Raw genomic sequence first — 24,838 nt, forward strand, 5'->3', positions numbered from 1 at the left:
GGAGCGCACGTGGGCCTTGTCGTGCAGAAGTACGGCGGCTCCTCTGTCGCCGATGCCGAAGGCATCAAGCGGGTCGCACGCCGGATCGTGGACACCAAGAAGAACGGCCATCAGGTCGTCGTGGTGGTCTCGGCGATGGGCGACACGACGGACGAGCTGATCGATCTCGCGGAGCAGGTGTCGCCGATTCCGGCGGGCCGCGAGTTCGACATGCTGCTGACCGCGGGAGAGCGCATCTCCATGGCGCTGCTGGCGATGGCGATCAAAAACCTCGGCCACGAAGCGCAGTCCTTCACCGGCAGCCAGGCGGGTGTGATCACCGACTCGGTGCACAACAAGGCGCGGATCATCGACGTCACGCCGGGCCGGATCCGTACCGCGCTCGACGAGGGCAACATCGCGATCGTCGCCGGCTTCCAGGGTGTGTCGCAGGACAAGAAGGACATCACCACGCTCGGGCGGGGCGGCTCGGACACCACGGCGGTCGCGCTGGCCGCGGCGCTGGACGCCGAGGTGTGCGAGATCTACACCGATGTCGACGGCGTCTTCACCGCCGACCCGCGGGTGGTGAAGAAGGCCCGCAAGATGGACTGGATCGCCTTCGAGGACATGCTGGAGCTGGCGAGCTCCGGTTCGAAGGTGCTGCTGCACCGCTGTGTGGAGTACGCGCGGCGCTACAACATCCCGATCCACGTGCGCTCGTCCTTCTCGGGGCTCCCGGGCACCTGGGTCAGCAACGAACGGCCCGCGGGCCTGGAACCGCGGCCGGTGCCGCACCACGTATCGCAAGGAGGCAGCCCAGTGGAGCAGGCGATCATCTCCGGTGTCTCGCACGACACCTCGGAGGCGAAGATCACGGTCGTCGGCGTGCCGGACAAGCCGGGCGAGGCGGCGACGATCTTCCGGGCCATCGCGGACGCCGAGATCAACATCGACATGATCGTGCAGAACGTGTCGGCCGCCACGACCGCGCTGACCGACATCTCCTTCACCCTGCCGAAGGCCGAGGGCCACAAGGCGATGGAGGCGCTGTCGCGGGCGCAGACCGTGATCGCGTTCGACTCGCTGCGCTACGACGACCAGATCGGCAAGATCTCGCTGGTCGGGGCCGGGATGAAGACCAACCCGGGGGTGACGGCGACCTTCTTCGAGGCGCTGTCCAACGCGGGGGTCAACATCGAGCTGATCTCGACCTCGGAGATCCGCATCTCGGTGGTCACCCGGGCCGACGACGTGAACGCGGCGGTGCAGGCGGTGCACACCGCCTTCGGGCTGGACAGCGACAGCGACGAGGCCGTGGTCTACGGCGGCACCGGCCGCTGACCGCTGCCGCCCGCCGCCGATCCGATGGATGAAAATGTGACGAATCGGATCGGATCTGGCTGAATCCGGTCGGATGGTGGTCTGGACCACTTGAATCCGCCCGTACAACCCTGGAGAATTTCCTCCCCCGTGGCCGCAACCGCAGGCCGCGGGGGAGCGTCTTTGTGTCAGCGCGCCACCGGGTGCTGTCCGGGGTGCTGCACACACCGAATGTGAACGGGGGCCGTCGGTGCAAATCTGGCGCTGAGGGAAGAGCTGGTGCGCATGGGGATATATGACGCTCCGTCGGGCGGGATGCCTTGCGCGTACAACCCTGACAGGGGGATGCGTGTCCAACTGGCGTGGCGGAGGCACTGGCTATCGATACGGCACTGGGACGAGCGGCGGTCGCACCCGTCGTCCGTCCGGCGCGCCCGGCCGACCCGGCCCGAGCGGCACGCCCCGCCGGAACGAAGCGGGCGCCGTACGGAGGGCTCCCGGTGATCGCGCCCTGGCCGGTGGCGGGAGTGACACCCGCCGCGCCCGGCCCGGTGTCGACCGGCGGGGGGCCGGGCGCGGGACTCGCGGACGACGCCGCCGCGGGACGAACAGACGGACGCGAGGGCACTGACGCCGCGATGGCCGCCGGCACCACGGTCGACCACCTCACCGAGACCTACCGCGCCCACTACCGCGCCCTGCTGGGGCTGGCCGCCCTGCTGCTGGACGACACCGCGTCCTGCGAGGACGTCGTGCAGGAGGCCTTCATACGGGTGCACTCCGCGCGCAGCCGGGTCCGCGACCCCGACAAGACCCTCGCCTACCTCCGCCAGACGGTGGTCAACCTCTCGCGCTCGGCCCTGCGCCGCCGCATCCTCGGGCTGAAGCTGCTCTCCAAGCCCATGCCCGACATGGCCTCCGCGGAGGAGGGCGCGTACGAGCTGCTGGAGCGCGACCAGCTCAAGGCCGCGATGCGCTCCCTGCAGCGGCGGCAGCGCGAGGTGCTGGTGCTGCGCTACTTCGCCGACATGACCGAGGCCCAGGTCGCCGAGACGCTCGGGATATCGCTCGGCTCGGTGAAGGCGTACGGCTCACGCGGCATCGCCGCCCTGCGGGTCGCGATGGAGAGCACGACATGACCGCGGTCCCCGACGCACACGACGACGACACCCCCGAAGCCATGGACCACCGGCACCACCGCACCCCCGACGACCCGGACCGCGCCCCGGCTTCCCCGTCCGCCCCCGCCCCCGCCTCGGACGCGGCGGCCGACGCCGGGTCCGGGACCGGCGCCTTCCGCGAGGCCGATCGCCGGGCCGCCGGTGAGGAGGAGGCGCTGCGCGTCCTCTTCCACCAGGCCGTGCGCGACCTGCGGCCCGCGCCCGACGCGCTGGAGCACCTGCGCCACGCCGTGCCCGCGCGGCGGCAGCACCGGCGGCAGGCGATGGCCGGCAGCGTCGCGGCCCTGCTGCTGGTCGGCGCGGCGGTGCCCGCGCTCGTCCACGCCGCCGGCGCCACCGGCGGACCGTCCGCTGCTCCCGCCGGACCCGGGAGCCCCCGCGCCTCCCAGCCGGACGACAACGGCCGCGCCGACGCCTGGGGCACCAGCGGCGACGCCGGGGCGGACCGCACCGGGCCGGGCGACGGCGACTCCGGCCGCCAGACCTCGGCCTCCGGCGGCGACGGCAACTCCGCCGGACCGGTCACCAGCCCCGGCGGCCTGCCGACGCCCGCGGCCCCGGCCTGCTCCAGCGCCCAGCTCGGCAGGGGCAGCAGCAGCGCCGTCCCCGACTCCGACGGGCACATCCACGGCTGGTTCCGCGTCGCGAACGTCTCCACCTCCACCTGCACCGTGCCGCCCGGCCCGGCCACCGTGGGGGCCATCGCCCAGGGCGCCGCCGACCCCGCGCAGATCACGGTCGTCAACCACACCGCGGGCGACGCCGCCACCGAGCTGCCCCCGCCCGCCGACGACGGGCAGCCGCTCGTCCTCGCCCCGGGCCAGACCTACGAGGTGGCCTTCGCCTGGGTGCCCGCCGACACCGGCCCGGGTGGCTGCCCGCCGACCGGCTCGCCGACGGCCAGCCCCACCGCGACGCCCACCCCGACGGACACCGGCGGCCCCGCGGCGGCCGACGGCAAGGACGGCGCAGGCTCCGCCGCCGCGGTGAAGTCGGACGGCCCGGCGGGCAGCGGCCAGTCCGCGGGCACCCCGACCGGGACGGCGGCGCCCGCCACCATCGCACTGACCCACACCCCCGCGGCCGGTGCGCCGCTCATCGTCGGCCCGACCCTCCAGGACGCCTGCGCCGGCACCGTCTACACCACCGCCCCGATCGCGGACAGCCCGCCCGCGAGTCCCTGACCGGCCGGGGCGCGCCGCCCTGACCAGGAGCCGGGCACGGGCCCCAGTCCCGACCGGCTCCCGACCGGGTCCCGGTGGCGGACGGCGCGGAGCTGCCCCGTACCGTGGGGGTGTGTACCGGTTCCTGCTCACCCCGCGCTGGCTGGCTGTCGGCGTGTTCGTGGTGCTCGCCGTCGTCGTGTGCGTCTTCATGGGCACGTGGCAGCTGAGCCGCTTCGAATTCCGGGTGGACCAGCACCGGGACGCCAAGAACTCCCAGGCCCACGCGGCGGAGCAGAAGCCCGTGCCGCTCGGCGGGGTGCTGCCCGACACCAGGGCCGAGGTGCCCTCGGACGCCTCCGGCCGCCGGGTCACCGCGACCGGCCGCTACGACACGGCGCACCAGCTGCTCGTCCCCGACCGCCGGCTCGACGGCCGCGACGGCTACTACGTGCTCACCCCGCTGCGGCTCGACGGCGGCGCCGCGCTGCCGGTCGTGCGCGGCTGGCTGCCGGGCAGGGTGCCCTCGGGCGCCCCGGCGGACGGCGGTGCCGGCGGCGGTGCGGTGCCGGCCGCACCCTCCGGCGAGGTCACCGTCATCGGCGCGCTGCAATACCCCGAGGCGGCGGGCAGCAACGGGGTACCCACCGCGCCCGGCGGGCTCCCCTCCGGACAGCTGGGCATCATCAGCGCCGCGTCCCTGGTCAACCTCCTTCCGTATCCCGTCTACAACGGCTGGATCACCGCGACCGAGGCCGCCACGCCCCTCGAGGCCGTGCCGCCGGTGGCGCCACCGAACAGCGGACTGGACCTCAAGGCCTTCCAGAACCTCGGCTACACCGGCCAGTGGTTCGTCTTCGCCGGCTTCGTCGTCTTCATGTACTTCCGGCTGGCCCGGCGGGAGGCCGAGGCCCGCGCCGACGCCGAGCTGGGTCTGGTGCCCCCGTCCGGCCCGGGCGTGGGGCCCGGGGCCGGAACCGGGGCGAAGGCCGGGTCAGCCGCCCACGTGGCGTAGGGCGAAGGCCAGCTCCAGCCGGACCTGCTTGATGCGCTCCTCCACGACGAGCGAGCCGTGACCCGCGTCGTAGCGGTACACCTCGTGCGGCTTGTCCAGCTCCCGCAGCCGCTCGACGTAGTTGTCGATCTGGCGTATCGGGCAGCGCGGGTCGTTCATCCCCGCGCTGATGTAGACCGGCGCGCTGACCTGCTCCACGTAGCTCAGCGGCGAGGAGGCCTCGTAGCGCTCGGGCACCTCGGCGGGAGAACCGCCGAAGAGCGTGCGGTCGAGCGACTTGAGGGCTTCCATCTCGTCGGCGTACGCCGTCGGATAGTCCGCGACCGGCACCGCGGCTATGCCCACCGCCCAGTCGCCCGGCTGGGTGCCGAGGCCCAGCAGCGTCAGGTAGCCGCCCCACGAGCCGCCGGTGAGCACGAGCCGAGCCGGGTCGGCCAGGCCCGACTCCACCGCCCAGGCGCGGACCGCGGCTATGTCCTCCAGCTCGATGAGGCCCACACGGTGCTTGAGGGCGTCCGTCCACTCCCGGCCGTAGCCGGTCGACCCGCGGTAGTTGACCCGCACCACCGCGAAGCCGTGGTCGAGCCAGGCGGCGGGGCCGGCCGCAAAGGCGTCCGACTCGTGCCACGTCGGGCCGCCGTGGACCTCGAAGACCGTCGGCAGCGGTCCCGCGTCCGGCCCGGCGGCGGGCGGGCGCTGGACCAGGGCGTGGATGCGGCCGCCGGGTCCCTCCACCCAGACGTCCTCCACCGGCACCGAGTCGGGTGCCCGCAGCCCGGCCGCCTCCAGCACGACCGCTCCGGTGGTGGAGCGCACGGCGGGCGGCCGCTCCGCCGAGGACCACAGATACTCCACCGTTCCGTCCGGACGGGAGGTGGCGCCGCTGACCGAGCCGCGCGGGGTCTCCAGCGCGGTCAGCGTGCCGTCCGCCAGGTCGTAGCGGAACAGCTCGCTGCGGGCGTGGTAGTCGTGCACCAGCAGCAGCGCGCCCGCGTCCGGATACCACTCGGCCTGCACGTCGCCCGGCAGGTCGATCGCCGGGAGTATCTGCTCGCCGCTCTCCACGTCCCAGATCAGCGGCAGCCAGCGGTCGGAGCGCTGGTGGCCGACCAGCAGCCGCGGATCGCCGGGCACCGGGGCGAAGCCCCAGCTGTCGAGGCCGAGCTCGCGTTCGCCGCCCTCGGTGTCGTCCAGCTCCGCGACCACCGAGCCGTCCGCGACCCGCAGCACCCGCAGGGCGCTGTGCATCGCGTCACCGTGCTCGGTGTGCTCGATGACGACGAGCGTGCCGTCCTCGGAGAGGTCGCCGACGCCCGCGGACTCCTCGTGCCGGTAGATCTCGTAGGGCTCCGCGCCTTCCGCGGGCACGACATGCACGGTCGTGCCCTCGTCGTCCGTCGAGCGGCCGACGACCGCGACACCGCCGACACCGAGCGCCACGCCCGCGGGATAGGACGGGGCGAGGCCGGGGGCGGCCGGTATGTCCTCACCCCCGCCGAACGGCTGGCGCATCCACACGCCGAACTCGTCCCCGTTCGTGTCCGAGAACCACCAGACCCACTCGCCGTCCCGGCTCAGGGTGCCGTCCGTCGTGCCGTTGGGCCGGTCGGTGACCTGGCGGCGCTCGCCCGTCCGGCGATCCCACGCGTACAGCTCGTACGTACCCGTCACGTCGGAGACGTACAGATTGCGCTCCGGTGCGTCCTCCGCCCACTCCGGCAGGCCCACGCGCGGCGCGCGGTACCTCTTCTCCCAGTCGGGAAGGCGGCCGTGGGGCTCGCGCCGGGACGTGGTGCGCCGCGCGGGGGAGTCCGCGGGGCTCGTGGGGGCTTCCTGCGCCTCCGCGGGGGGCGGGGCCGTGAGGGTGGCCGGCGCACCGGGCGCGGCGGTGGTGGCATCCGGGACAGCCGCGGGCGATGCGGGGGGTAGGGGCTGGGCTGATACGGCGGGCGCCGCTTCGGATGCGGGTGCGGACCCGCTGGCGGATCCGGTCGTCTCGTTCATGCCCTCCATCATGCTCCGCCGGGCAGGCCTCACGAGCGGCCCTCGGCCAGCCTGTGGACAACTCTGGGCAGGGGCCTGACAAAGCGGGGAGCCGCGGTGACATTGAGGCGGGTTGTGTGGGGTTCCGGAGGCCTCGGTGGTCCCGGTGTCCCGGTGCCCCGGCGGTCCCGGAGGCCTCGGTCAGGTCCCGGCCGTCCCGTCGGCCTCGCCGGTTCCGGTCATTCGCCGGACGCGGTGGTCCCGGTGGTCCCGGTGGTCCTGGTGGATCCGCCGGACGCGGCGGTGTCGGTGGTTCCCTCGGCCCCGGCGGTCCCCTCGGCCCCGGCGGTCCCCTCGGCCCCGGTGGTCCCCTCGGCCCCGGCGGCTTCGCCGGGCTCCTCGGTGCCGCGCACCACGACCACCGGGCACTCGGCGTGGACGGTCACGCTGTGGCTCACCGAGCCGAGCAGGGTGGCGCGGAAGGTGCCGCGGCCGCGGACACCGACCACGATGAGATCGGCGTCCTCCTCGTCCGCGCGGTCCAGGATCGCCTGGGCCGCGTTGCCGAGGACGACGACCTGCTCGACGCTCTCCGCCTGCCGCGGCGGAAGGGCTTCCGCGACCGCCTCGGCGAGAGCCTGGGCGGCGGGCTCCTCCATGTCGAGGTCCTCCGGGAGGCCGGGGACGCCCGCCCAGCCGAACGCGCCCGGCAGCTCCCAGGCCATGACGGCGATGAGCCGTCCGCCGGTCAGCTCGGCCTGGCGGCCGGCCCAGCGCAGGGCCTGGACGGAGGGCGTCGAGCCGTCGACCCCGACGATGATCGTGTCGTTCGGCATCCTGTCGGCCTTTCGCTCGCGCGGGCGGGTGGACGGATGAGCGGCTACCCGCTGATTCGGAGCGTAAGCACTGGCCGGGGGCGGCGCGACCGGGGACGGCACGACCGGGGTGGGGCCACCGGCGTTCGCGCGCGGTGCGCTGCCCCGGCCGTACGGAACCCGGCCCTGCGCGCCGCGGGGTCCGGGGCTCAGGCGCGGGCGGCCGCGTCCAGCAGGGGGGTCAGCTCGGTGGTGACCGTGGCCAGGGGCGCGGTGGACTCGTGGGCGCGGCAGAGCAGGATCGCGCCCTCCAGGGTGGAGATCATCAGCGTGGCCAGGGCCGGGGCGCGCTCGGCGGGCACGGCGAGGGTGACCAGGGCGGCGGTCAGCGGGGTGGTCCAGGCCGTGAAGGCGGAGGCGGTCGCCGCGCGGGCCGAGGGGGTGGAGGCCGTGGAGTCGACGGTGGCGGCGGCCACCGGGCAGCCGGTGAGGAAGCCCGTCGACTCGAATTCGTCGATCCACTGCTGCGCCATCGCGGCGAAGAGGGCGCCGGGGGTGGGCTCCGGCAGCGCGGCCAGGAAGCGCTCGACGCGCCTGCCCGCGTAGCCGCCGGCCCAGCGGACGGCCTCGTTGACGACCTGTTCCTTGCCGCCGGGAAAGTAGTGCTGGAGGGATCCGCGCGGGGCCTCCGCGTGGGCGGCGATGTCGCGCATGCCCGTCGCGCCGACGCCGTCGCGCCGGATGAGCTGGGCCGCGGCGAAGACCATACGCTCCCGCGGGCCGTGGGTGCGGGGTGCAGTCATCGCCGGCCTCCTCAGGGTCCGTCCAGCTTATAGACGCCGCTCGGGCCGTCGGAGGTGTACGCCACCCGTGCGACGGGCAGGTGCCGCGCCAGCGCGCCGAGCAGGGTCGGTCTGCCGGGCAGGACGGTCGCCGCGACGCGCCGGACGCCGCGGGCGCGCGCCCGGTCGAGCAGCAGCTCCAGCATTGCGCGGCCGGCGCCCTGCCGCTGCCAGGGGTCGCCGACGAGGACGCCCAGTTCCGCGGCTGTTGCGTCCGCGGGCAGGGCGAGGCTGGCCAGGCCGGTCAGCCGGGCCCGCGAACCGCCCCGGGCGTACGCCACCACCGCGTCGTGGCGCTCGGGGCGGCCCGCGAGCACCTGCTCCAGATACTCCGCGGGCAGGGCGCGTACCGGGCCGAAGAAGCGCAGCCGGACCGTCTCGGGCGAGCAGGCCGCGAACAGGGCGTGCAGCGCGGGCGCGTCGCAGGGGCGGACGGGCTCGGCCCGCCAGCGCCCGGCGGCAGCGGGAGAGGGGGGCGGGGCGCCGTACGCCGTTCTCGCATCGGCCGACGTGGGAAACCGCGGCTGCCGCCGGTCCGACGTGCCTATGACGTTCGTCATAGGCACCAGTATTATGACGCCCGTCATAGGCCGCAACTCGGCCTCGGCCCGTCCCGGGAGGCCCCGGCGGCACGGCGGAAAGGGCGCGACCGTATGCGCGGAACAGGGATCGGCTTTCTCGGGCTCGGCGTCATGGGACGGCCCATGGCGCTCAACCTGCAGCGGCGGCAGCCGGTGGGCGCGCCGCTCACGGTGTGGAACAGGACGCCCGCCAAGTGCGCGGAACTGCGGGAGGCCGGAGCCGTCGTCGCCGCGTCCGCGGCGGATGTGCTGAGCACCTGTGACGTCGTCTTCCTGATGCTCGCGGACGGCGCGGCCGTGGACGACGTACTCGGACGCGGTACCGACGCCTTCGCCGACCGGGTGCGGGGGCGGACGCTCGTGCACATGGGCACCACCTCCCCCGACTACTCGCACGCGCTGGAGGCGGACGTCCGTGCGGCGGGCGGGCGTTACGTCGAGGCGCCGGTGTCGGGATCGCGGGTGCCCGCGGAGGCGGGGCAGTTGGTCGCGATGCTCGCCGGTGAGCCGACGGCCGCGGAGGTAGTACGACCGCTGCTGGCGCCCATGTGCCGGGAGGCCTTCGACTGCGGTCCGGTGCCCAACGCCCTCATCACCAAGCTCGCCGTGAACCTGTTCCTGATCACCATGGTCACCGGCCTCACCGAGGCCTACCACTTCGCCGACCGGCACGGCCTGGACCGGGACCGCTTCCTCGCCGTGCTCGACGCCGGGCCCATGGCCAGCGCGGTCTCGCGGATGAAGGCGCCCAAGCTGCGCGAGCGCGACTTCGCCGTCCAGGCGGGCGCGGTGGACGTGCTGAAGAACAACCGGCTCATCGCCGACGCGGCGCGCGCGGCCGGGCTCGCCTCACCGCTGCTCGACGTCTGCCACGCGCTCTTCACCGAAACCGTGGCAATGGGCCACGGCGACGGCGACATGGTCGCGGTCCTGCACGCCATCGAGGCCCGCACGTCTGTACGCGAGAACGGGTAGGGCAGGTGACGGCGCCGCATATGCCACGTCGTCACCATGTGCCGCGATCCGGCCGCCCGCGTTGCCGTCCGCCGTGCCGGGGTGGGGGCCGGGGCACCGCGGACGGCGGGCCCGTCAGGACAGCGTCGTGCAGATGTCCTCGGAGGGGCCGCTGAGGGCCAGCAGTTCCCTGCTGGTCGTGCCGCCGACCGTGGTGACCTTCACCGACATGAAGGTGCTCGCCACGATCCACTTGTTGTGGACGGGCCGGTCGGTGGTGTGGAAACCGGCCGACCAGTCGTTGCCGCTCAGGACGTACGAGTCGGGGGTGGGATAGGTGATCACCCCCGTGCCGGAGATGTCGCGCACGATGCTTTCGCCGCTGTCCAGGTTGGTGACCTTCATGAGCAGCGGACCGTCCTCGATCGAGAAGACGGGGGTGCCGGCGGAGTCCGTCCAGGTCCGCATCCGCAGGTCGCTCACCGGGAATTCGGTGTGCGTGGGGAAGGCGCAGACCTCGCCCGCGGGGTAGTCCCGGGGCGACTCGTCCGGATGGGTCACCACCGGGCCCTGGAGCCCCCGCACGTTCGCCGGTACGCCCGGCAGGGCCGGGACGGCGGCGTCCGCGGGCGCCGCCTGCGCCTGGGCCGGTGCCGCGAGGACGGTGGCCAGCGCGCCCGCCGCCAGTGCCGCCGCGCCCGCCGCCCGAGCGGCGCTCCGCCGGGCGGTCCGTACGCCCCGTGCGCCCTCGCCCGTGTCCGGGGCGCCTGCCCGGCGTGCCGCGGCCCCTTGCCGTGTCTTCATGCCACGTCCTCCCGTTTCCGTGTACGCGCCGCCGCCCCCTTGCGGCGACGCGGGTCCTGCCGTTCCGCGCGCCGGTCGTGTGCGGCCGCGCGCTGCCGTGCGGTCGGTGTTCCCGTCGCGCGGCACCATGGCCGGTCGCTCTGCCTTATGCGCGCGCGGCACCGCCCGGACGGCGGACGGCCGACCCTGGGCGGCGCTCTCGGGCTCCCCCCGTACGCTCGAAAGCGCCGCGCACACCACCGTGCCGGGCGAGGAGGACGACGGCGGTACGTTTCGGCCCTGGCCGAAGCGAAGGTCGATGCGAAGGCCGGAGCGAAGGCATAAGCGACGCCCGGAGCGGAGGCCGAAGCAGGAACCGCCGGGAAGGGGGACGTCCGTGCGCATCCACTTCACGCTGACCGACCTGGCCCGTACCCGGATCGCGGGCCGCCCCAGCCCGCTGACAGCCACCACCTTCAGCGCCTTCCGGCTCACCCAGCGGGCGGGTGCGCCGCGGCTGGACGACTGGCGGCGGCTCGTACGTGCCGGGTTCGCGCTCCTCGACGCCCCCGCGCCCGCGTCGCCCCGGCAGCGGCCGTGGCAGACGTACTTCGGGCAGCTCACGGCCTCCGACCCGGCCCACCCCGTGCCGCGCTTCCTGCGCCCGCACATCGGCCTGGACAGCCTCGACGACGAGCTGGAGCGGCTGCTCGGCACGCCCTCGCGGGCCTTGCGCGCCGACCTGGAGTACGTCGGACGGCACCGCCCGCTGCCCGGCTGGACCCGCGACCTCGCCGCGGGGGACCCGGCCACGGTGGAGGGCCTCGCCGCGGCCGTCCGCAGCTACCACCGGGTGGCGGTGGCGCCGTACTGGCGCCGGATCTCCGTGGCGCTCGCCGCCGACCGGGCCGCACGCACCCGGCAGTTGGGGGAGGGCGGCATCGAGCGGGTGCTGGGCGGCCTCGGGCCCGGCGTCCGGTGGCGGCCGCCGGTGCTGGAGGTGCGGACGGTGGCGCCGCTCGCGTACGACTACCACCTGCGCGGGCGCGGGCTCGTCCTCGCACCCGGGGCCTTCGGCGGATATGTGCCGTGCGATCCGGACGACGAGCAGCCGACGCTCTACTACGAGGTCGGTGCGGGCGCGGGTACGGACGCGCCGCACCCGTTCGCGCCCGCGGCGGGCGGCGGGGCGCCGTACGAGGGCCTGGCGGCGCTCATCGGGCACAGCAGGGCGGCGGTGCTGGAGGTCGTCGCGGACGGTGTGACGACCGGCCAGCTCGCCCGCCGGGTCGGGCTGTCGCCCGCGTCGGCGAGTGAGCACGTGGGTGTGCTGCGGCGGGCGGGGCTCGTGGTGACGCGGCGCAGCGGCCGATGGAGCCATCACAGCCTGACGGCTCTGGGGGTGGAGCTGTTGCTCGCCGGTGGTGGCGGGGCCGGTGGCTGAGCGGGGCCCGTGGCCCTGCGCCCCCGGAGGGCGGCAAGTCCCGGGGCGCTTGTCGCGCGGTTCTCCCCCGGATTCCGCCCGGGTGCGCCCCACGCGTCCCCGGCGGGAGGCCATTCGGCTGGTCCGGAGGCAGGGGGTACGTGTGTCGGGCGGGGGGAGGGGGGTTGATCGTCAGATCGTAGGAACGCTCGTGCGCGCTCTGCCACGACTGTCGACGTCCCCCTGGGAGCTTCCCATGCGTCTGTTCGCGCGCGGTCTGTCGGCCGCCGCCCTGGTGCTCGCACCGTTGGTGATGGCGGCTACGCCTGCCGTGGCCGCCATTCCCCTGCCCACGCCGGAGGCGCCGCTCGCCCCGCTGCGTACGCACGACAACGCCATCGCCGGGCAGTACATCGTCACGCTCGACAGGACGCTGGACCCGGCGTCGACGGCGCAGAAGATCGGCGTCGCGCCCTTCTTCACCTACAGCAGCGCGCTGCGCGGTTTCGCCATCACGCTCACGGCGACGCAGCTGGACGCGGTGCGCAGGATGCCGGGGGTGACGTCGGTCGAGCAGAACGCCTCGGTGACCGCCTTCGGGCTCGCGCACACGACGGACACCGCGGCGCCGCCGCTCGACCCGACCGGCAGCAGGGTCAAGGCGAACTCGTGGGGGCTGGACCGCATCGACCAGCGGCAGCTTCCGCTGGACGGGCAGTTCAACACGGTGGGCAAGGGCGCGGGCGCGACCGCGTACATCATGGACACCGGCATCGACTACGGGCACAGCGAGTTCGGCGGGCGGGCCGTGCCGGGCTTCGACGCGATCGGCGACGGGCGGGACGGGCAGGACTGCCAGGGGCACGGCACGCACGTGGCGGGCACGGTCGGCGGTGCCACCTTCGGTGTCGCGCCGCAGGCGAAGCTGGTCAGCGTGCGGGTGCTCGGCTGCGACGGGACGGGCAGCTGGGCGGGGATCATCGCCGGGTTCGACTGGGTGGCGAAGAACGCGCAGCAGCCCGCGGTGCTGAACGCCTCGCTCGGCGGGGACTACTCCCCCGCCGTCAACGACGCGGCCGACGCGGTCGCCGACGCCGGGGTGCTGCCCGTGGTGGCCGCGGGCAACAGCAGCGAGGACGCGTGCAACGTCTCCCCGGCGAGCGCGAGCGGCGCCTTCACCGTGGGCGCCACCACGCCCTCCGACCAGCAGGCGAGCTTCAGCAACTTCGGTCGCTGCCTGGACATCTACGCCCCCGGCCAGGACATCGTCTCCGCCCGGATCGGCGGCGGCAGCGTCGCGGAGTCCGGTACGTCGATGGCGAGCCCGCACGTCGCGGGGGTGGCGCTGCTCTACAAGGCGGCGCACCCGACCGCCGGTGCGGTGGAGGTCGGCAGCTGGCTGCTCAGCGCCTCCACGCAGGGCGTGCTGACGGTGAGCGCGGGCTCGCCGAACAACCTGCTCTACACCGGCGGCCTGTGACCCCGCAGCCCCGTACGCGCCCTTCCAGGGCCTTCGCGAGCCGTCTCGTCCCTACGAGGCGGCTCGCGCGTCGTGTGCCCGGCGGTAGCGCACCCCGAGGGGGTCGCGGTGAGCTTCGTCGACACCCGGGACGTCGCGGAGGCCGCCGCGACGTCCCTGACGGAGGACAGCCGGGCGGGGGCGCGTGTACGACCTGACGACGGTACGGAACCTGCGCTGAGGCCGCCCCCCGCCCCGCGGCCGATCCGGCACCTATGGTGACGGCGTGGCAATGTACCGGGCTTTTCGGGGTTCCCGGTCGGGCTCAGAGGAGGTCGAGGCGCATCGCCGAGGTGACGGCGGCGGTGCGGTCGTCGACGCCGAGCTTGGCATAGGCGCGCAGCAGGTGGGTCTTGACGGTGGATTCGCCGATGAAGAGGCGGCGGCCGATCTCCGCGTTGGTGCAGCCCTCGGCGACCAGGCGGAGGATGGCGGTCTCGCGCTCGGACAGGTGCGGGCGTTCGGGGCGGGTGCGCAGGCGGTCGACGAGGCGGGCGGCGACCGTGGGTGCCAGCACCGTCTCGCCGCAGGCGGCGGCGCGGACGGCGTCGGCGAGTTCGCCGCGGGCGAGGTCCTTGAGGAGGTAGCCCGCGGCCCCGGCCTCCACCGCGCGCAGGATGTCGCCATCCGTCTCGTAGGTGGTGAGCACGACGACCCGGCAGGGCAGTCCGGCCGCCGTCATCCGCACGATGGAGTCGACGCCTCCGCCGCCCGGCATGCGCAGGTCCATGAGCACGATGTCCGGGAGCAGCGCGGCCGCCTGCGCCTCGGCCTGCGGGCCGCTCGACGCCTCCCCGACGACGTCCAGGTCGCTTTCCGCGTCCAGCATCGCGCGCAGGCCCTCCCGGACGACGGGGTGGTCGTCGGCGAGCAGGATGCGGATCACGGTGCGCTCCTCGGGGCGTCGGCGGACGGAGGCGGGTACGTGGGCGGGTACGGGGACGGTACGTCGGTGAGGGCGGGCAGTGTGTCGGTGGGGCCGGGCGGCTCGGGCCGTGCGGCGGCCCCGCTCGCCCCCGGCGCCGTCCCGCGGGTCAGCGGCAGGCGCACCGTCACGCACGTACCGGCGCCCGGCGTGCTGCTGACCGTGGCCGTACCGCCCAGCTCCGCGGCCCTGGCGCGCAGGCCCGGGAGGCCGTAGCCGGGGCCCGGCGCGGCCTCGGGGGCGAAGCCGCGGCCGGTGTCGCGGACGGCGAGGTGGAGGGCGTCGGCGGCGTAGTCGACGTCGAGGGCCACGGGGACGGCGGGTCCGGCGTGCCGACGGGCGTTGGCCAGGGCTTCCTGGCAGCTGCGCAGGGCCACGACCTCGACCGCCGGGGGCAGGCCCCGTACGCGGCCGGTGACGGAGACGGTCGCGGGGGCGCCGCTCTGCTCGGCGTGCCGGGCGGCGAGGCGGCGCAGGGCGTCGGGCAGCGTGGCGCCGTCCAGGCCCGTCGGGGCGTTGCCGGCGACGAGGGCGCGGGCCTCGGCGAGGTTCTCCCGGGCGGTGCGGCCCATCAGTTCCAGGTGGCGGCGGGCCTGCTCGGGGTGGGTGTCCAGCTCGCCCTCGACGGCCTGGACGAGCATGACCAGGCTGGTGAAGCCCTGCGCGAGGGTGTCGTGGATCTCGCGGGCGAGCCGCTCGCGCTCGGCGAGGGCGCCGCGTTCGGCGGACAGCCGGGCGATCTCGCCGCGGCTGGCGTCGAGTTCCGCGACCAGCCGGGCCCGTTCCGTGCTCTGCTCGATGATGCGGATGATCCAGCTGCCGAAGACGGCGGAGAAGGCGAGCGTGACCATGCCGAAGACGGAGTTGTAGAACACGTCGTGGGTGCTGGGCCGCCACACGACCGCCCACGCGGCGACCGGCGTGACGTTGACGACGGCCACGGCGGCGAGCGCGCCCGGCACCCGCAGCAGCATGAAGCACTGCGGGACGAGGGCGAAGGTGGCCAGCCGGGTCTCGCCGACGAGGGCGGCGGGCGGCAGGAAGAGCACGACGAGCCCGGCCAGGTAGCGGGCGGCGGCGGTGCTTCCGGTCGTCTCGGCCTGCCGGCGCAGCAGCGGCCGGCCCTTCCACAGGTACCAGGGGATGGGCAGGCAGAACAGGCCCGCCGCGACGACGCGGACGCGCAGCCCCGGGCTCTCGGCGGAGAGCGCGAAGAGGACCGTGCCGAGCCACACCACCGCGAAGTACACGTCCCACGGCAGGAAGCTGCGCTCCCACACGTGCTCGCCGCGGGCGGAGTCCGCGGCGGGCGGTGCGGGAGCGGAAGGCTCGGCCGCGGGCTCCGGTACGGGAGCGGGGGCCGGCACGTACGTCCCCCCGTCCCCGTACGGCGGCGCGCTCACCCGTCGTTCCGGCTCTTCCAGCGGAAGGTCAGCAGGCACAGTACCAATCCTCCGACGCACCAGGCGGCGAGCACCAGGGCGGTGCGCCCGTACTCCCAGCTGCCCGCGGGCTCCAGTGCGGCGGCGGCGTGCGGCAGGAACACCCCGCGCAGGCCCTGGCACAGCCATTTGAGCGGGAAGAACGAGCTGACGGTCAGCATCCAGTCCGGCACGGTGTCGATGAGGATGTAGACGCCGGAGATGAACTGGAGCACCAGGAACGGCAGGACGACCACCGAGGTGGCGCTGCGCGCGGACTTCGGGACGCTGCTGATCGCGATGCCGAGCAGCGCGCACGCGGTGATGCCGAGCACGAAGATCCAGCCGAAGGTGAGCCAGCCGGTGACGTCCGACGGCAGGTCGACGTCGTAGACGGTGGCGCCGAAGACGAGCAGCGCGGCCGTCTCCAGCAGCCCGGTGACGAGCACGAGCCAGATCTTGCCGAGGAAGTACGCGGCCGGTGGCATCGGGGTGCCGCGCAGCCGCCGCAGCACCTTCTCGTCGCGCTCGACGGCGATGGATATGCCCAGCGACTGGAAACTCGTGGACATGATGCCCGCGGCGGTCATCGACGCCACGTAGTACTGCGAGGCGGTCGAGCCGGTGTGCGCCATGTCGTCGTGGAAGATCGACGCGAAGAGGAACAGGAAGACGATCGGGAAGGCGAAGGTGAAGATCACCTGTTCGCGCAGCCGGAAGAAGAGCCTGATCTCCATCGCCCCGCGCGCCAGGCCGAGCCGCCAGGCGCCCGGGAGCGCGGTCCCGTCGGTGGTGCGCGGCTCGGCGGCCGCCTTCGTCGCAGTGGTGCCGGCCATCACGCTGCCCCCGATCCGGCGGGTTCGATGAGTTTCAGGTAGACGTCCTCCAGCGTGGGCCGGGTGACCCGCAGCTCGGGGATCTCGCCGTCGAAGCGGCGGGCCAGCTCGCCGACCGTACGGGTCGGGGTGTCCGTCTCGGTGCTGCGCGCGGTGCCGTCCGGCTCCGCCCAGTGCACGGTCGCCCGGGCCTGCGCGCGCCCGGCGAGCGAGGCGGGCGCGCCCTCCGCGACGACCCGCCCCGCGGCGATGACCGCGAGCCGGTCGGCCAGCGCCTCGGCCTCCTCCAGGTAGTGCGTGGTCAGGATGATCGTGGTGCCCTCGGCCGCGAGGCTGCGGATGAGCGACCAGAACTGCCGCCGGGCCGCCGGGTCGAAACCGGTCGTCGGCTCGTCGAGCAGCAGCAGCTCGGGGCCGCCGATCACGCCGAGCGCCACGTCGAGGCGGCGCCGCTGGCCGCCGGACAGCGCCTTGGTGCGCGCGCCCGCCTTCGCCGTCAGGCCCACCAGGTCGATGACCTCGGCCGGGTCGCGCGGCCGCGGGTAGTAGCGGGCGAAGTGCCGTACGGTCTCGGCGACCGTCAGCTCCGCCGCCGCGGACTCGTCCTGCCAGACGATCCCCACCCTCGCCTGCCAGGCGCGCGACGCGCGGCCCGGGTCCTGCCCGAGCACCGTGACCTCGCCCCCGTCGCGCCGCCGGTGGCCCTGCAGGATCTCCACCGTCGTGCTCTTTCCGGCCCCGTTGGGCCCCAGGATCCCGAACACCTCACCGCGCCGGATGTCGAGATCCACCCCGTTGACCGCGTCCACCTCGCCGTACCGCTTGCGAAGCCCGCGGACCGTCACCACGTCGTCCGTCATGCCTCCACGATCCCGCCGCGCTCGCGGCCCGGGAACGGCCGTACGGCCACGGCGGGGTCCACCGAACGGTGGACAGCGTCCGGGCCGCGGGCCCGCGGCCTGCGCCGGGGCGGGTACGCCCGCGTGGCGGCTTCCGCGGACCGGGGTGATGATGGGGGCACCGGAGGGCGGTGGGGCCCATGGGGCGCAACAACCACGACCCCGCGTCCGCGGGTGAGCTGGCCGCTCCGCGGCGCAGCACCGCGGAGCGCGCGGCGCACGGCAAGTCCGTCAGGCGGCACATACCCCGCTCGGCGCACGCCCGCTACGAGGCGGGACCGGAGCGCTTCGACCCCGTCGCGGTGCTGGAGCGGCAGTCCGCCGACCGGGTGCCCGAGCTGGTGCCGATCCGCTACGGCCGCATGCTGGAGTCGCCCTTCCGCTTCTACCGCGGCGCCGCCGCGATCATGGCCGCCGACCTCGGCGCGGCCCCGCACACCGGCCTGACCTCGCAGCTGTGCGGCGACGCCCACCTGCTGAACTTCCGGCTGCTCGCCTCGCCGGAACGGCACCTCGTCTTCGACATCAACGACTTCGACGAGACGCTGCCCGGCCCCTTCGAATGGGACCTCAAACGCCTCGCGACCAGCCTGGAGATCGCCGCCCGCGCCCGCGGCCTGTCCGGCGGACAGCGCACCGCGGTCGTCCGAGGCGCCGTCGCGTCCTACCGCGAGCGCATGCACCTGCTCGCGGAGATGGACACCCTCGACGTCTGGTACGCCCTCGACGACACCGACCAGCTCGGCGCCCTGCTGCCCGGCGGTCCCCCCGGGCACCCCGGCAAGGCCGTCCGCGAACGCACCGGCAAGGCGCTGAAGAAGGCGCGCGGCCGGGACACCGCGCAGGCCTTCGGACGGCTCGCGCACGTCGTCGACGGGAAGCCGCAGATCATCGCGGACCCGCCGCTCATCACCCCGCTGCGCGACCTGCTGCCGCAGGACGCCGGGCGCGGCAGACGCGGCGGACGCGGCGAGCTGACCGACTGGCTGCGCGAGCTGCTGCACCGTTACGCGCAGAGCCTGCCCGCCGAGCGGCAGCTGCTGCTCAGCCGCTTCGAGGTCGTCGACATGGCGCACAAGGTCGTCGGCGTCGGCAGCGTCGGCACCCGCTGCTGGGTGATCCTCGCAGTCGGCCGGGACGCGCACGACCCGCTCGTGCTCCAGGCCAAGGAGGCCGGGCGGTCCGTCCTCGCGCCGTACACCGGCGGTCCCGGCGCCGGGCGCGGGCACCAGGGGCGGCGGGTCGTCGAGGGGCAGCGGCTCATGCAGTCCGCCGGGGACATCCTGCTCGGCTGGGTGCGCGTCACCGGTCTCGACGGGCGGCAGCGGGACTTCTACGTGCGCCAGCTGCGCGACTGGAAGGGCATCGCCCGGCCGGAGACCATGACGCCCAAGATGCTGCGGCTCTTCGCCCAGGTCTGCGGCGCCTCGCTGGCCCGCGCGCACGCCCGCTCCGGCGACCCCGTCGCCATCGCCGCCTACACCGGCACCGGCGACGTCCTGGACCGGGCGCTCGGCGAATTCGCCGAGGCCTACGCCGACCGCAACGAGGCGGACTTCCGCGCCCTCGCGGCCGCCGCGTCCGACGGCCGCGTGACGGCGGCCGACACCACGTCACCGTGACCGCGGCCGAACCACTTCCCGCCGACCGCACTCACCACGCAGAACCGGAGGCAACCCATGAGCGACACCGTCTATCTCGCGTACGACTACCCCGTGCTCGGCGCCTTCCTGACCGCCTTGTGGGTCTTCTTGTGGGTGCTGTGGGTCTTCCTGCTCTTCCGCATCGTCGTGGACGTCTTCCGTGACGACGACCTGGGCGGCTGGGCGAAGGCCGGGTGGCTGATCTTCGTGCTGGTGCTGCCCTTCCTGGGCGTGTTCGTGTACGTGTGCGTGCGGGGCGGCAGCATGGGCCGCCGCGAGGCGCGGCACGCCAAGGCGCAGCGCGCGGACTTCGACGAATACGTGCGCAGGACCGCCGGGTCCGGCGGCTCCGCGGACGAGCTGGCCAAGCTGGCCGAGATGAAGCGCGAGGGGCACCTGACCGAGGAGGAGTTCCAGCGGGCGAAGGAGAAGATCCTCAGCTGAGCGGGCCGGGCCGCAGGCCGAGGGGCGGGACGGGCCGTGCGTCGCCTACAGCGGGCGGCGCACGGCCCGTCCAGCTGTCGGCGCCCGGCGCACGTCTGTGCCGGGTCCTGCGTCTGTGCCCGGCGCACGTCTGTGCGCGGTACCGCGTCCGTGCTCAGTACCTCAGTACTTCAGTACACGTCGCGTACGTAGCGCTTGTCGGCGGCGAGCTGCTTGAGGTGGGCGGTGGCCGCGTCCGGCCGCAGCCCGCCGTGGGTGGTGGCGATGGTGTGCAGGGCGCGGTCCACGTCCTTGGCCATCCGCGCGGCGTCCCCGCACACGTACAGGTGCGCGCCGTCCTGGAGCCAGGACCACAGCAGGGGCCCGTGCTCGCGCATCCGGTCCTGGACGTACACCTTCGCGCGCTGGTCGCGGGAGAAGGCGGTGTCGAGGCGGGTGAGGGTGCCGTCGGCCTGGAAGGCGGCGAGGTCGTCGGCGTAGTAGAAGTCGGTGGCGCGGTGCTGCTCGCCGAAGAAGAGCCAGTTGGGCGCGCGGTGGCCGCGGGCGCGGCGCTCGGCGAGGAAGCCCAGGAAGGGCGCGACGCCGGTGCCGGGGCCGATCATGACCATCGGGGTGCCGGGGTCGGCGGGCGGCCGGAAGTGCGGGGCGCGGCGGACCTGGACGGGCACCTCGGTGCCGGGCTCGGCGTCGGCGAGGAAGGGCGAGCAGACACCGCCGCGGGCCCGCCCGCCGGGGCTCTCGTACCGGACGACGGAGACGGTCAGCGCTATGGCGTACGGGTCGGTGAGCGGGCTGGACGATATCGAGTACTGCCGCGGCTGGAGCTTCCTGAGCACCGCCGCCCACTCGGCTGCCTCGGCGCGCACCGCGTGCTCGGCGACGACGTCCACCGCCTGCCGTCCCCAGGACCACGCGGCCAGTTCGTCGCTGTTGTCGGGCCGCAGCAGTTTGCGCAGCAGTCGGCCCCGGGCGTGGTCGCGGTCGCGCTCGGCGAGGAAGCGCAGCAGGCCGGGGGTGATGCGGGTGATGTCGAGGTGGTGGGTGAGGGCCTCGCCCAGGCGGACCTCGCCGGTGCCGGGAAGGCTGACGGCGGTGTCCGCGGCGAGACCGGTGACGGCGAGCCACTCGGCCACGAGGGAGGGCGCGTTGACCGGTGTGACGCTGAGCGCGTCGCCCGCCTCGTACGGCAGCGGGACGGGGCTGTCGCGGGTGTCGAGGACGAAGCGGCGCACTTCCTTGGCCGCGCCCGGCAGGCTCAGCAGCCGGTTGCCGGTCAGCCGGGCGGTGCCGGACGCGGACCGCTGCCGGGCGGGCGCGGGCAGCCCGCCGGGTACGGGCACGGGTACGGCCGCGGGTGGGGCCGCGGGCGAGGGTACGGGCACAATCTCGGCTTCGGGCGCGGCCGGCGGCGCGGACAGGGCGGCGAGGACCTGGTCCAGCCACGCGCCCGCCGACGTCTGGTAGTCCGGTTCGCAGTCGGTGCGGGGCGCCAGGCGGATCCCGCCCAGTTCGCCGAGGCGTTCGTCGAGGCGGCGGCCGTGGCCGCAGAAGTCGGCGTAGGAGGAGTCGCCGAGGGCGAGGACGGCGAAGCGGCGGCCGTCGAGCCGCGGGGTGTCGGGCGCGGTGAGGGCGTCCCAGAAGCCGGTGCCGTTGTCGGGGGCGTCGCCGTCGCCGAAGGTGCTGGTGATGAGCAGCAGGTCCGCGGCGGCCGGGAGCGCGCCGGGTGAGGCGTCCGCCATGCCGAGGAGGGTGGCGCGGTGCCCGGTCCCGGCCAGCCGTTCGGCGGCCGCGGCGGCGAAGTCCTCGGCGTTGCCGGTCTGCGAGGCCCACAGCACCACGACGTCCCGCCCGGCGGGCGCCGCCGGGGCCGCGGCCGCGGAGGTGCCCGGCAGCCGCGAGTACATCCCGGCGAGCGCCCCGTTGACCCATTGCGCGTGCTCGGGCGTGAAGGGCGCGTCCGGCGGCAGCACGGGCACCCCGGCGAGGCCCGATCCCAGCCCGGCGAGGAAGCCCACCAGGTAGCGCCGTTCGGGCTCGTCGAGCACGGGCGGGGCCAGGTCCGCCACGCCGAAGACGCTCGCGGCCGCGTGCGGCGCCTGCTCGTCCCCGGTGGGCTCGGGGCCCGCGTCCGGCCCGGGAGGGGGCGTGGCGGGCCCTGGGAGGGCCTGTGCGGGTGCTTCCGCGGCGGGCGCCGCCGCGACGCGGGTGAGCGACACCGCGCAGACCTTCAGTTCGGGCTGGAAGGACACCGGGTCGACCGCGTCGCTCGTCACCGCGTTGACGCTGAGGTATTCGCCGAACAGGTCGTTCCAGTGGAAGGGCGCGAAGCAGCAGCCGGGCAGGACGCGGTCGGTGAGCACCGCGGGCAGCACGGCCCGGCCGCGCCGCGAGGCGACCTCGACCGCGTCGCCCTCGGCGATGCCGAGGGCGGCGGCGTCGGCCGGGTGCAGTTCCACGAAGGGGCCCGGGTTGAGACGGTTGAGCTTGGCCACCCGGCCGGTCTTGGTGAGGGTGTGCCACTGGTGCTGCACCCGTCCGGTGTTGAGCACGAAGGGGAAGTCGTCGTCCGGCATCTCCGCGGGCGGCACGTGCGGGCGCGGGTAGAACACGGCGCGGCCGCTGGGGGTGGGGAAGCGCAGCCCGCCGTCCTCCCGGACGTAGCGGATCGGGTTGCGGTCGGGGCCGTCGGCGGTGGGGGCGGGCCACTGCACGGGGGCGTCGCGGAGCCGCCCGTACGTCACACCACGCAGGTCGTAGCCGGTGAGCGGGTTGTGGGCGCGGCGGATCTCGTCGAAGATCTCCTCGGCGTCCGCGTAGTCGAAGGCGTCCCCGTAGCCCATGGCCCGCGCGACGCCCGCGATGATCCGCCAGTCCGGCAGGGCCTCGCCGGGCGGATCGAGGGCCTTGCGGGCGAGCGTCAGATTGCGCTCGCTGTTGACCAGGACGCCCTCGGACTCCGTCCACAGCGCGGCGGGCAGCACGACGTCGGCGTACGCGTTGGTCTCGGTGTCGGCGAAGGCGTCCTGGGTGACGACGAACTCCGCCGCCTCCAGGCCCTCGATGACGGTGCGGCGGTTCGCGACCGAGGCGACGGGGTTGGTGCAGATGATCCAGCAGGCCCTGATGTCGCCGTCCGCCATCCGCCGGAACATCTCCACGGTGCCGCGCCCGACGCCGTCCGGCCGGACCGTGCCCGGCGGCAGGCCCCACAGCTCCTCGGCGAAGGCGCGGTCCTCGGCGACCAGCACCGAGCGCTGGCCTGGCAGACCCGGGCCCATGTAGCCCATCTCGCGCCCGCCCATGGCGTTCGGCTGGCCGGTCAGCGAGAAGGGGCCGCTGCCGGGGCGGCAGATCGCGCCCGTCGCCAGGTGCAGGTTGATCAGGGCGTTGGTGTTCCACGTGCCGTGCGTGGACTGGTTCAGGCCCATCGTCCAGCAGCTCACCCAGTCGGCCGCCCCGCCGATCAGCTCGGCGGCGCGGCGGATGTCCTGCTCGGCCAGGCCGGTCGTCGCGGCGACCGCCGCCGGGGTGTAGTCGGCGAGGAAGTCCGGCATCGCCTCCCAGCCCTCGGTCCAGCGCGCGATGAAGTCCGGGTCGGTGGCGCCCTCGGCGTGCAGCAGGTGCAGCAGGCCGTTGAGCAGCGCGAGGTCCGTGCCGGGGCGCAGCTGGAGGTGCAGATCGGCCTTCGCGGCGGTCGCGGTGCGCCGCGGGTCCACCACGACGAGCTTCGCGCCCTTCTTGACCCGGTCCATCAGCCGCAGGAAGAGCACGGGGTGGCAGTCGGCCATGTTCGCGCCGATGACGAGGAAGACGTCGGCACTGTCCAGGTCCTGGTAGGAGCCGGGCGGGCCGTCGGCGCCCAGCGACAGCTTGTAGCCGCTGCCCGCGCTCGCCATGCACAGACGTGAGTTGGACTCGATCTGGTTGGTGCGGACGAAGCCCTTGGCGAGCTTGTTCGCCAGGTACTGCGCCTCCAGGCTGAGCTGGCCCGACACGTACAGCGCCACCGCGTCCGGGCCGTGCTCGTCGACGATCGCGCGCAGACGGCGGCCGGTCTCCTCGATCGCCCGGTCCGCGGGCGAGGGCACCGGTTCCGCGCCGCGCTCGGCGCGCGTCAGGGCGGTCGTCAGGCGGCCGGGCGCCGCGAGCATGTCGGCGGTCGTCGCGCCCTTGGTGCACAGACGGCCGTGGTTCGCCGGGTGCGAGGCGTCACCGCGGGCCCGCAGGACGGTCCGGCGGCCGTCGGAGGCCGCCCCCACCTCCAGGAGCATGCCGCAGCCGACGCCGCAGTACGCGCACGCCGTGCGCACCGTCGTGGTCACCTGCGGGTCCTCCCACCCGCGGCCGCCGCGGCCGCGCCCGTGCACACGCTAGGCGCAGCCGATTTCGCCTGGGTCACTCCGCGGGCCGGTTGGGGTTACGCGCTCCTTACACGCCGGGGAGCGGGGCGGTGAGGGGCCCCGCCGGGGGCGTCAGAGGGCCGGGACGCGCAGCTGGGTGGCGCGCAGGGTCTCGACCAGGGACGGGGGAGCGGTGGTCACCGAACCGGCGCCGTACGGGGGCTCGGGGGCGTACTCGACGACGAGCTGGATCGCCTCGGCCACCGCGTCGCCCGCGATACGGCCGGTGAGGGTCAGGGCGAGGTCGATGCCCGCGGAGACGCCCGCGGCCGTGGCGTACTTGCCGTCGAAGACGACCCGGTCCGTGCTGGGCACCGCCCCGAGCAGCGGGAGGTGTTCGAGCGCGAGCCAGTGGGAGGCGGCCCGCCGCCCCGTGAGCAGTCCGGCGCCTGCCAGCAGCAGCGATCCCGAGCACACGGACGTGGTCCAGGCCGTCCCGGGATCGACGGCCCGCAGCCAGTCCAGGATCTCCGGCACGCCGAGCGCGGCCTGCGTACCGGGCCCGCCCGGCACCAGCACCAGATCGGGCGCGGTGACCTCGGTGAGCGGCTTGTCCGCGGTCACGGACAGCCCCATGTCGGTGCGTACGGGCCCGGCCTGGACGGCGGTGAAGACGACCTCGGCACCCGGGATACGGGACAGGACCTCGTACGGTCCGACGACGTCGAGCGCGGTGAAGTCCTCGTAGAGCAGGGCGGCGATCTGCACG

General features: G+C 74.7%; 19 protein-coding genes and 1 pseudogene. 9 read left to right on the plus strand and 11 right to left on the minus strand.

Going from position 1 to position 24,838, the window contains the following annotated elements; all coding sequences use genetic code 11:
- The first annotated feature begins 9 nt into the window (after positions 1-9).
- The 4 genes from ACH4PY_RS03710 (at position 10) to ACH4PY_RS03725 (ending at position 4,661) form a co-directional block, all read left to right on the plus strand.
- Positions 10-1,323: an aspartate kinase gene (locus tag ACH4PY_RS03710; RefSeq protein ID WP_398175490.1), complete on the plus strand. Its 1,314-nt coding sequence runs from the start codon at positions 10-12 to the stop codon at positions 1,321-1,323.
- Positions 1,324-1,664: 341 nt separating this feature from the next.
- Positions 1,665-2,441, plus strand: a complete 777-nt coding sequence (locus tag ACH4PY_RS03715; protein ID WP_398175492.1) for a SigE family RNA polymerase sigma factor — start codon at positions 1,665-1,667, stop codon at positions 2,439-2,441.
- On the plus strand, positions 2,438-3,667 hold the full coding sequence (locus ACH4PY_RS03720) for a hypothetical protein (RefSeq protein ID WP_398175494.1): 1,230 nt from the start codon (positions 2,438-2,440) through the stop codon (positions 3,665-3,667). The genes ACH4PY_RS03715 and ACH4PY_RS03720 overlap by 4 nt, the downstream gene beginning before the upstream one ends.
- Before the next feature lie 112 nt (positions 3,668-3,779).
- Positions 3,780-4,661, plus strand: coding sequence for an SURF1 family protein (locus ACH4PY_RS03725; protein ID WP_398175496.1), 882 nt, complete (start codon positions 3,780-3,782; stop codon positions 4,659-4,661).
- Here the strand turns inward: ACH4PY_RS03725 and ACH4PY_RS03730 are convergent.
- The 4 genes and pseudogenes from ACH4PY_RS03730 to ACH4PY_RS03745 form a co-directional block, all read right to left on the minus strand.
- A complete protein-coding gene (locus tag ACH4PY_RS03730; protein ID WP_398175498.1) occupies positions 4,641-6,389 on the minus strand; it encodes a S9 family peptidase in 1,749 nt (582 codons plus the stop codon). The two genes, ACH4PY_RS03725 and ACH4PY_RS03730, sit on opposite strands and share 21 nt — an antisense overlap.
- 662 nt (positions 6,390-7,051) lie before the next feature.
- Positions 7,052-7,480: pseudogene (locus ACH4PY_RS03735) on the minus strand (universal stress protein); the annotation flags it as partial.
- 188 nt (positions 7,481-7,668) lie between these two features.
- Positions 7,669-8,262, minus strand: coding sequence for a TetR/AcrR family transcriptional regulator (locus ACH4PY_RS03740; RefSeq protein WP_398175500.1), 594 nt, complete (start codon positions 8,260-8,262; stop codon positions 7,669-7,671).
- A gap of 11 nt (positions 8,263-8,273) precedes the next feature.
- Positions 8,274-8,861: a GNAT family N-acetyltransferase gene (locus ACH4PY_RS03745; protein ID WP_398175502.1), complete on the minus strand. Its 588-nt coding sequence runs from the start codon at positions 8,859-8,861 to the stop codon at positions 8,274-8,276.
- A 93-nt stretch (positions 8,862-8,954) separates the two neighbouring features.
- On the opposite strand from ACH4PY_RS03745, the gene ACH4PY_RS03750 reads away from it, so the two are divergent.
- Positions 8,955-9,857 (plus strand): NAD(P)-dependent oxidoreductase, encoded by a 903-nt coding sequence (locus ACH4PY_RS03750; RefSeq protein ID WP_398175504.1) that lies wholly within the window; start codon positions 8,955-8,957, stop codon positions 9,855-9,857.
- A 114-nt stretch (positions 9,858-9,971) separates the two neighbouring features.
- On the opposite strand, the gene ACH4PY_RS03755 is transcribed toward ACH4PY_RS03750, so the two are convergent.
- Positions 9,972-10,640, minus strand: a complete 669-nt coding sequence (locus ACH4PY_RS03755; protein ID WP_398175506.1) for a hypothetical protein — start codon at positions 10,638-10,640, stop codon at positions 9,972-9,974.
- A 376-nt stretch (positions 10,641-11,016) separates the two neighbouring features.
- Between ACH4PY_RS03755 and ACH4PY_RS03760 the strand changes: the two genes are divergently transcribed.
- Positions 11,017-12,063 carry an ArsR/SmtB family transcription factor gene (locus ACH4PY_RS03760; RefSeq protein WP_398175508.1) on the plus strand — a complete coding sequence of 349 codons (1,047 nt, stop codon included), beginning with the start codon at positions 11,017-11,019 and terminating at the stop codon, positions 12,061-12,063.
- A gap of 235 nt (positions 12,064-12,298) precedes the next feature.
- Positions 12,299-13,522: a S8 family peptidase gene (locus ACH4PY_RS03765; protein ID WP_398175510.1), complete on the plus strand. Its 1,224-nt coding sequence runs from the start codon at positions 12,299-12,301 to the stop codon at positions 13,520-13,522.
- Positions 13,523-13,826: 304 nt separating this feature from the next.
- Here the strand turns inward: ACH4PY_RS03765 and ACH4PY_RS03770 are convergent, their stop codons facing one another.
- Genes ACH4PY_RS03770 through ACH4PY_RS03785 form a run of 4 tightly spaced genes read right to left on the minus strand, consistent with a single transcriptional unit; the run spans position 13,827 to position 17,603 of the window.
- Complete coding sequence (locus ACH4PY_RS03770) at positions 13,827-14,447, minus strand: response regulator (protein ID WP_398175512.1); 621 nt, start codon at positions 14,445-14,447, stop codon at positions 13,827-13,829.
- Complete coding sequence (locus ACH4PY_RS03775; protein WP_398175514.1) at positions 14,444-15,928, minus strand: sensor histidine kinase; 1,485 nt, start codon at positions 15,926-15,928, stop codon at positions 14,444-14,446. Before ACH4PY_RS03775 ends, ACH4PY_RS03770 begins: the two co-directional genes overlap by 4 nt.
- Positions 15,886-16,743, minus strand: coding sequence for an ABC transporter permease (locus ACH4PY_RS03780; protein WP_398175516.1), 858 nt, complete (start codon positions 16,741-16,743; stop codon positions 15,886-15,888). Before ACH4PY_RS03780 ends, ACH4PY_RS03775 begins: the two co-directional genes overlap by 43 nt.
- Positions 16,743-17,603, minus strand: coding sequence for an ABC transporter ATP-binding protein (locus tag ACH4PY_RS03785; RefSeq protein WP_398175518.1), 861 nt, complete (start codon positions 17,601-17,603; stop codon positions 16,743-16,745). The genes ACH4PY_RS03780 and ACH4PY_RS03785 overlap by 1 nt, the downstream gene beginning before the upstream one ends.
- 179 nt (positions 17,604-17,782) lie before the next feature.
- On the opposite strand from ACH4PY_RS03785, the gene ACH4PY_RS03790 reads away from it, so the two are divergent.
- Both ACH4PY_RS03790 and ACH4PY_RS03795 read left to right on the plus strand, forming a co-directional pair.
- Positions 17,783-19,264 carry a DUF2252 domain-containing protein gene (locus tag ACH4PY_RS03790; RefSeq protein WP_398175520.1) on the plus strand — a complete coding sequence of 494 codons (1,482 nt, stop codon included), beginning with the start codon at positions 17,783-17,785 and terminating at the stop codon, positions 19,262-19,264.
- Between the two features lie 57 nt (positions 19,265-19,321).
- Positions 19,322-19,729: an SHOCT domain-containing protein gene (locus tag ACH4PY_RS03795; protein WP_398175522.1), complete on the plus strand. Its 408-nt coding sequence runs from the start codon at positions 19,322-19,324 to the stop codon at positions 19,727-19,729.
- Positions 19,730-19,899: 170 nt separating this feature from the next.
- On the opposite strand, the gene ACH4PY_RS03800 is transcribed toward ACH4PY_RS03795, so the two are convergent.
- Entirely contained in the window at positions 19,900-24,000 is a 4,101-nt protein-coding gene (locus tag ACH4PY_RS03800) for a molybdopterin-dependent oxidoreductase (RefSeq protein ID WP_398176072.1), read from the minus strand.
- Positions 24,001-24,201: 201 nt separating this feature from the next.
- Positions 24,202-24,837 carry a DJ-1/PfpI family protein gene (locus ACH4PY_RS03805; protein ID WP_398175524.1) on the minus strand — a complete coding sequence of 212 codons (636 nt, stop codon included), beginning with the start codon at positions 24,835-24,837 and terminating at the stop codon, positions 24,202-24,204.
- Between the last annotated feature and the right edge of the window lies 1 nt (position 24,838).

The organism is Streptomyces sp. NPDC021224, from assembly GCF_044332905.1.
Lineage (GTDB): Bacteria > Actinomycetota > Actinomycetes > Streptomycetales > Streptomycetaceae > Actinacidiphila.

Bases quoted from the DNA above. Each gene is read 5' to 3' on its own strand.
- ACH4PY_RS03720 (WP_398175494.1), top strand. From the start codon at position 2,438: ATGACCGCGGTCCCCGACGCACACGACGACGACACCCCCGAAGCCATG.
- ACH4PY_RS03740 (WP_398175500.1), bottom strand. From the start codon at position 8,262: ATGACTGCACCCCGCACCCACGGCCCGCGGGAGCGTATGGTCTTCGCC.
- ACH4PY_RS03745 (WP_398175502.1), bottom strand. From the start codon at position 8,861: ATGACGAACGTCATAGGCACGTCGGACCGGCGGCAGCCGCGGTTTCCC.
- ACH4PY_RS03750 (WP_398175504.1), top strand. From the start codon at position 8,955: ATGCGCGGAACAGGGATCGGCTTTCTCGGGCTCGGCGTCATGGGACGG.
- ACH4PY_RS03755 (WP_398175506.1), bottom strand. From the start codon at position 10,640: ATGAAGACACGGCAAGGGGCCGCGGCACGCCGGGCAGGCGCCCCGGAC.
- ACH4PY_RS03765 (WP_398175510.1), top strand. From the start codon at position 12,299: ATGCGTCTGTTCGCGCGCGGTCTGTCGGCCGCCGCCCTGGTGCTCGCA.
- ACH4PY_RS03780 (WP_398175516.1), bottom strand. From the start codon at position 16,743: ATGGCCGGCACCACTGCGACGAAGGCGGCCGCCGAGCCGCGCACCACC.
- ACH4PY_RS03785 (WP_398175518.1), bottom strand. From the start codon at position 17,603: ATGACGGACGACGTGGTGACGGTCCGCGGGCTTCGCAAGCGGTACGGC.
- ACH4PY_RS03790 (WP_398175520.1), top strand. From the start codon at position 17,783: ATGGGGCGCAACAACCACGACCCCGCGTCCGCGGGTGAGCTGGCCGCT.
- ACH4PY_RS03795 (WP_398175522.1), top strand. From the start codon at position 19,322: ATGAGCGACACCGTCTATCTCGCGTACGACTACCCCGTGCTCGGCGCC.
- ACH4PY_RS03800 (WP_398176072.1), bottom strand. From the start codon at position 24,000: ATGCTCCTGGAGGTGGGGGCGGCCTCCGACGGCCGCCGGACCGTCCTG.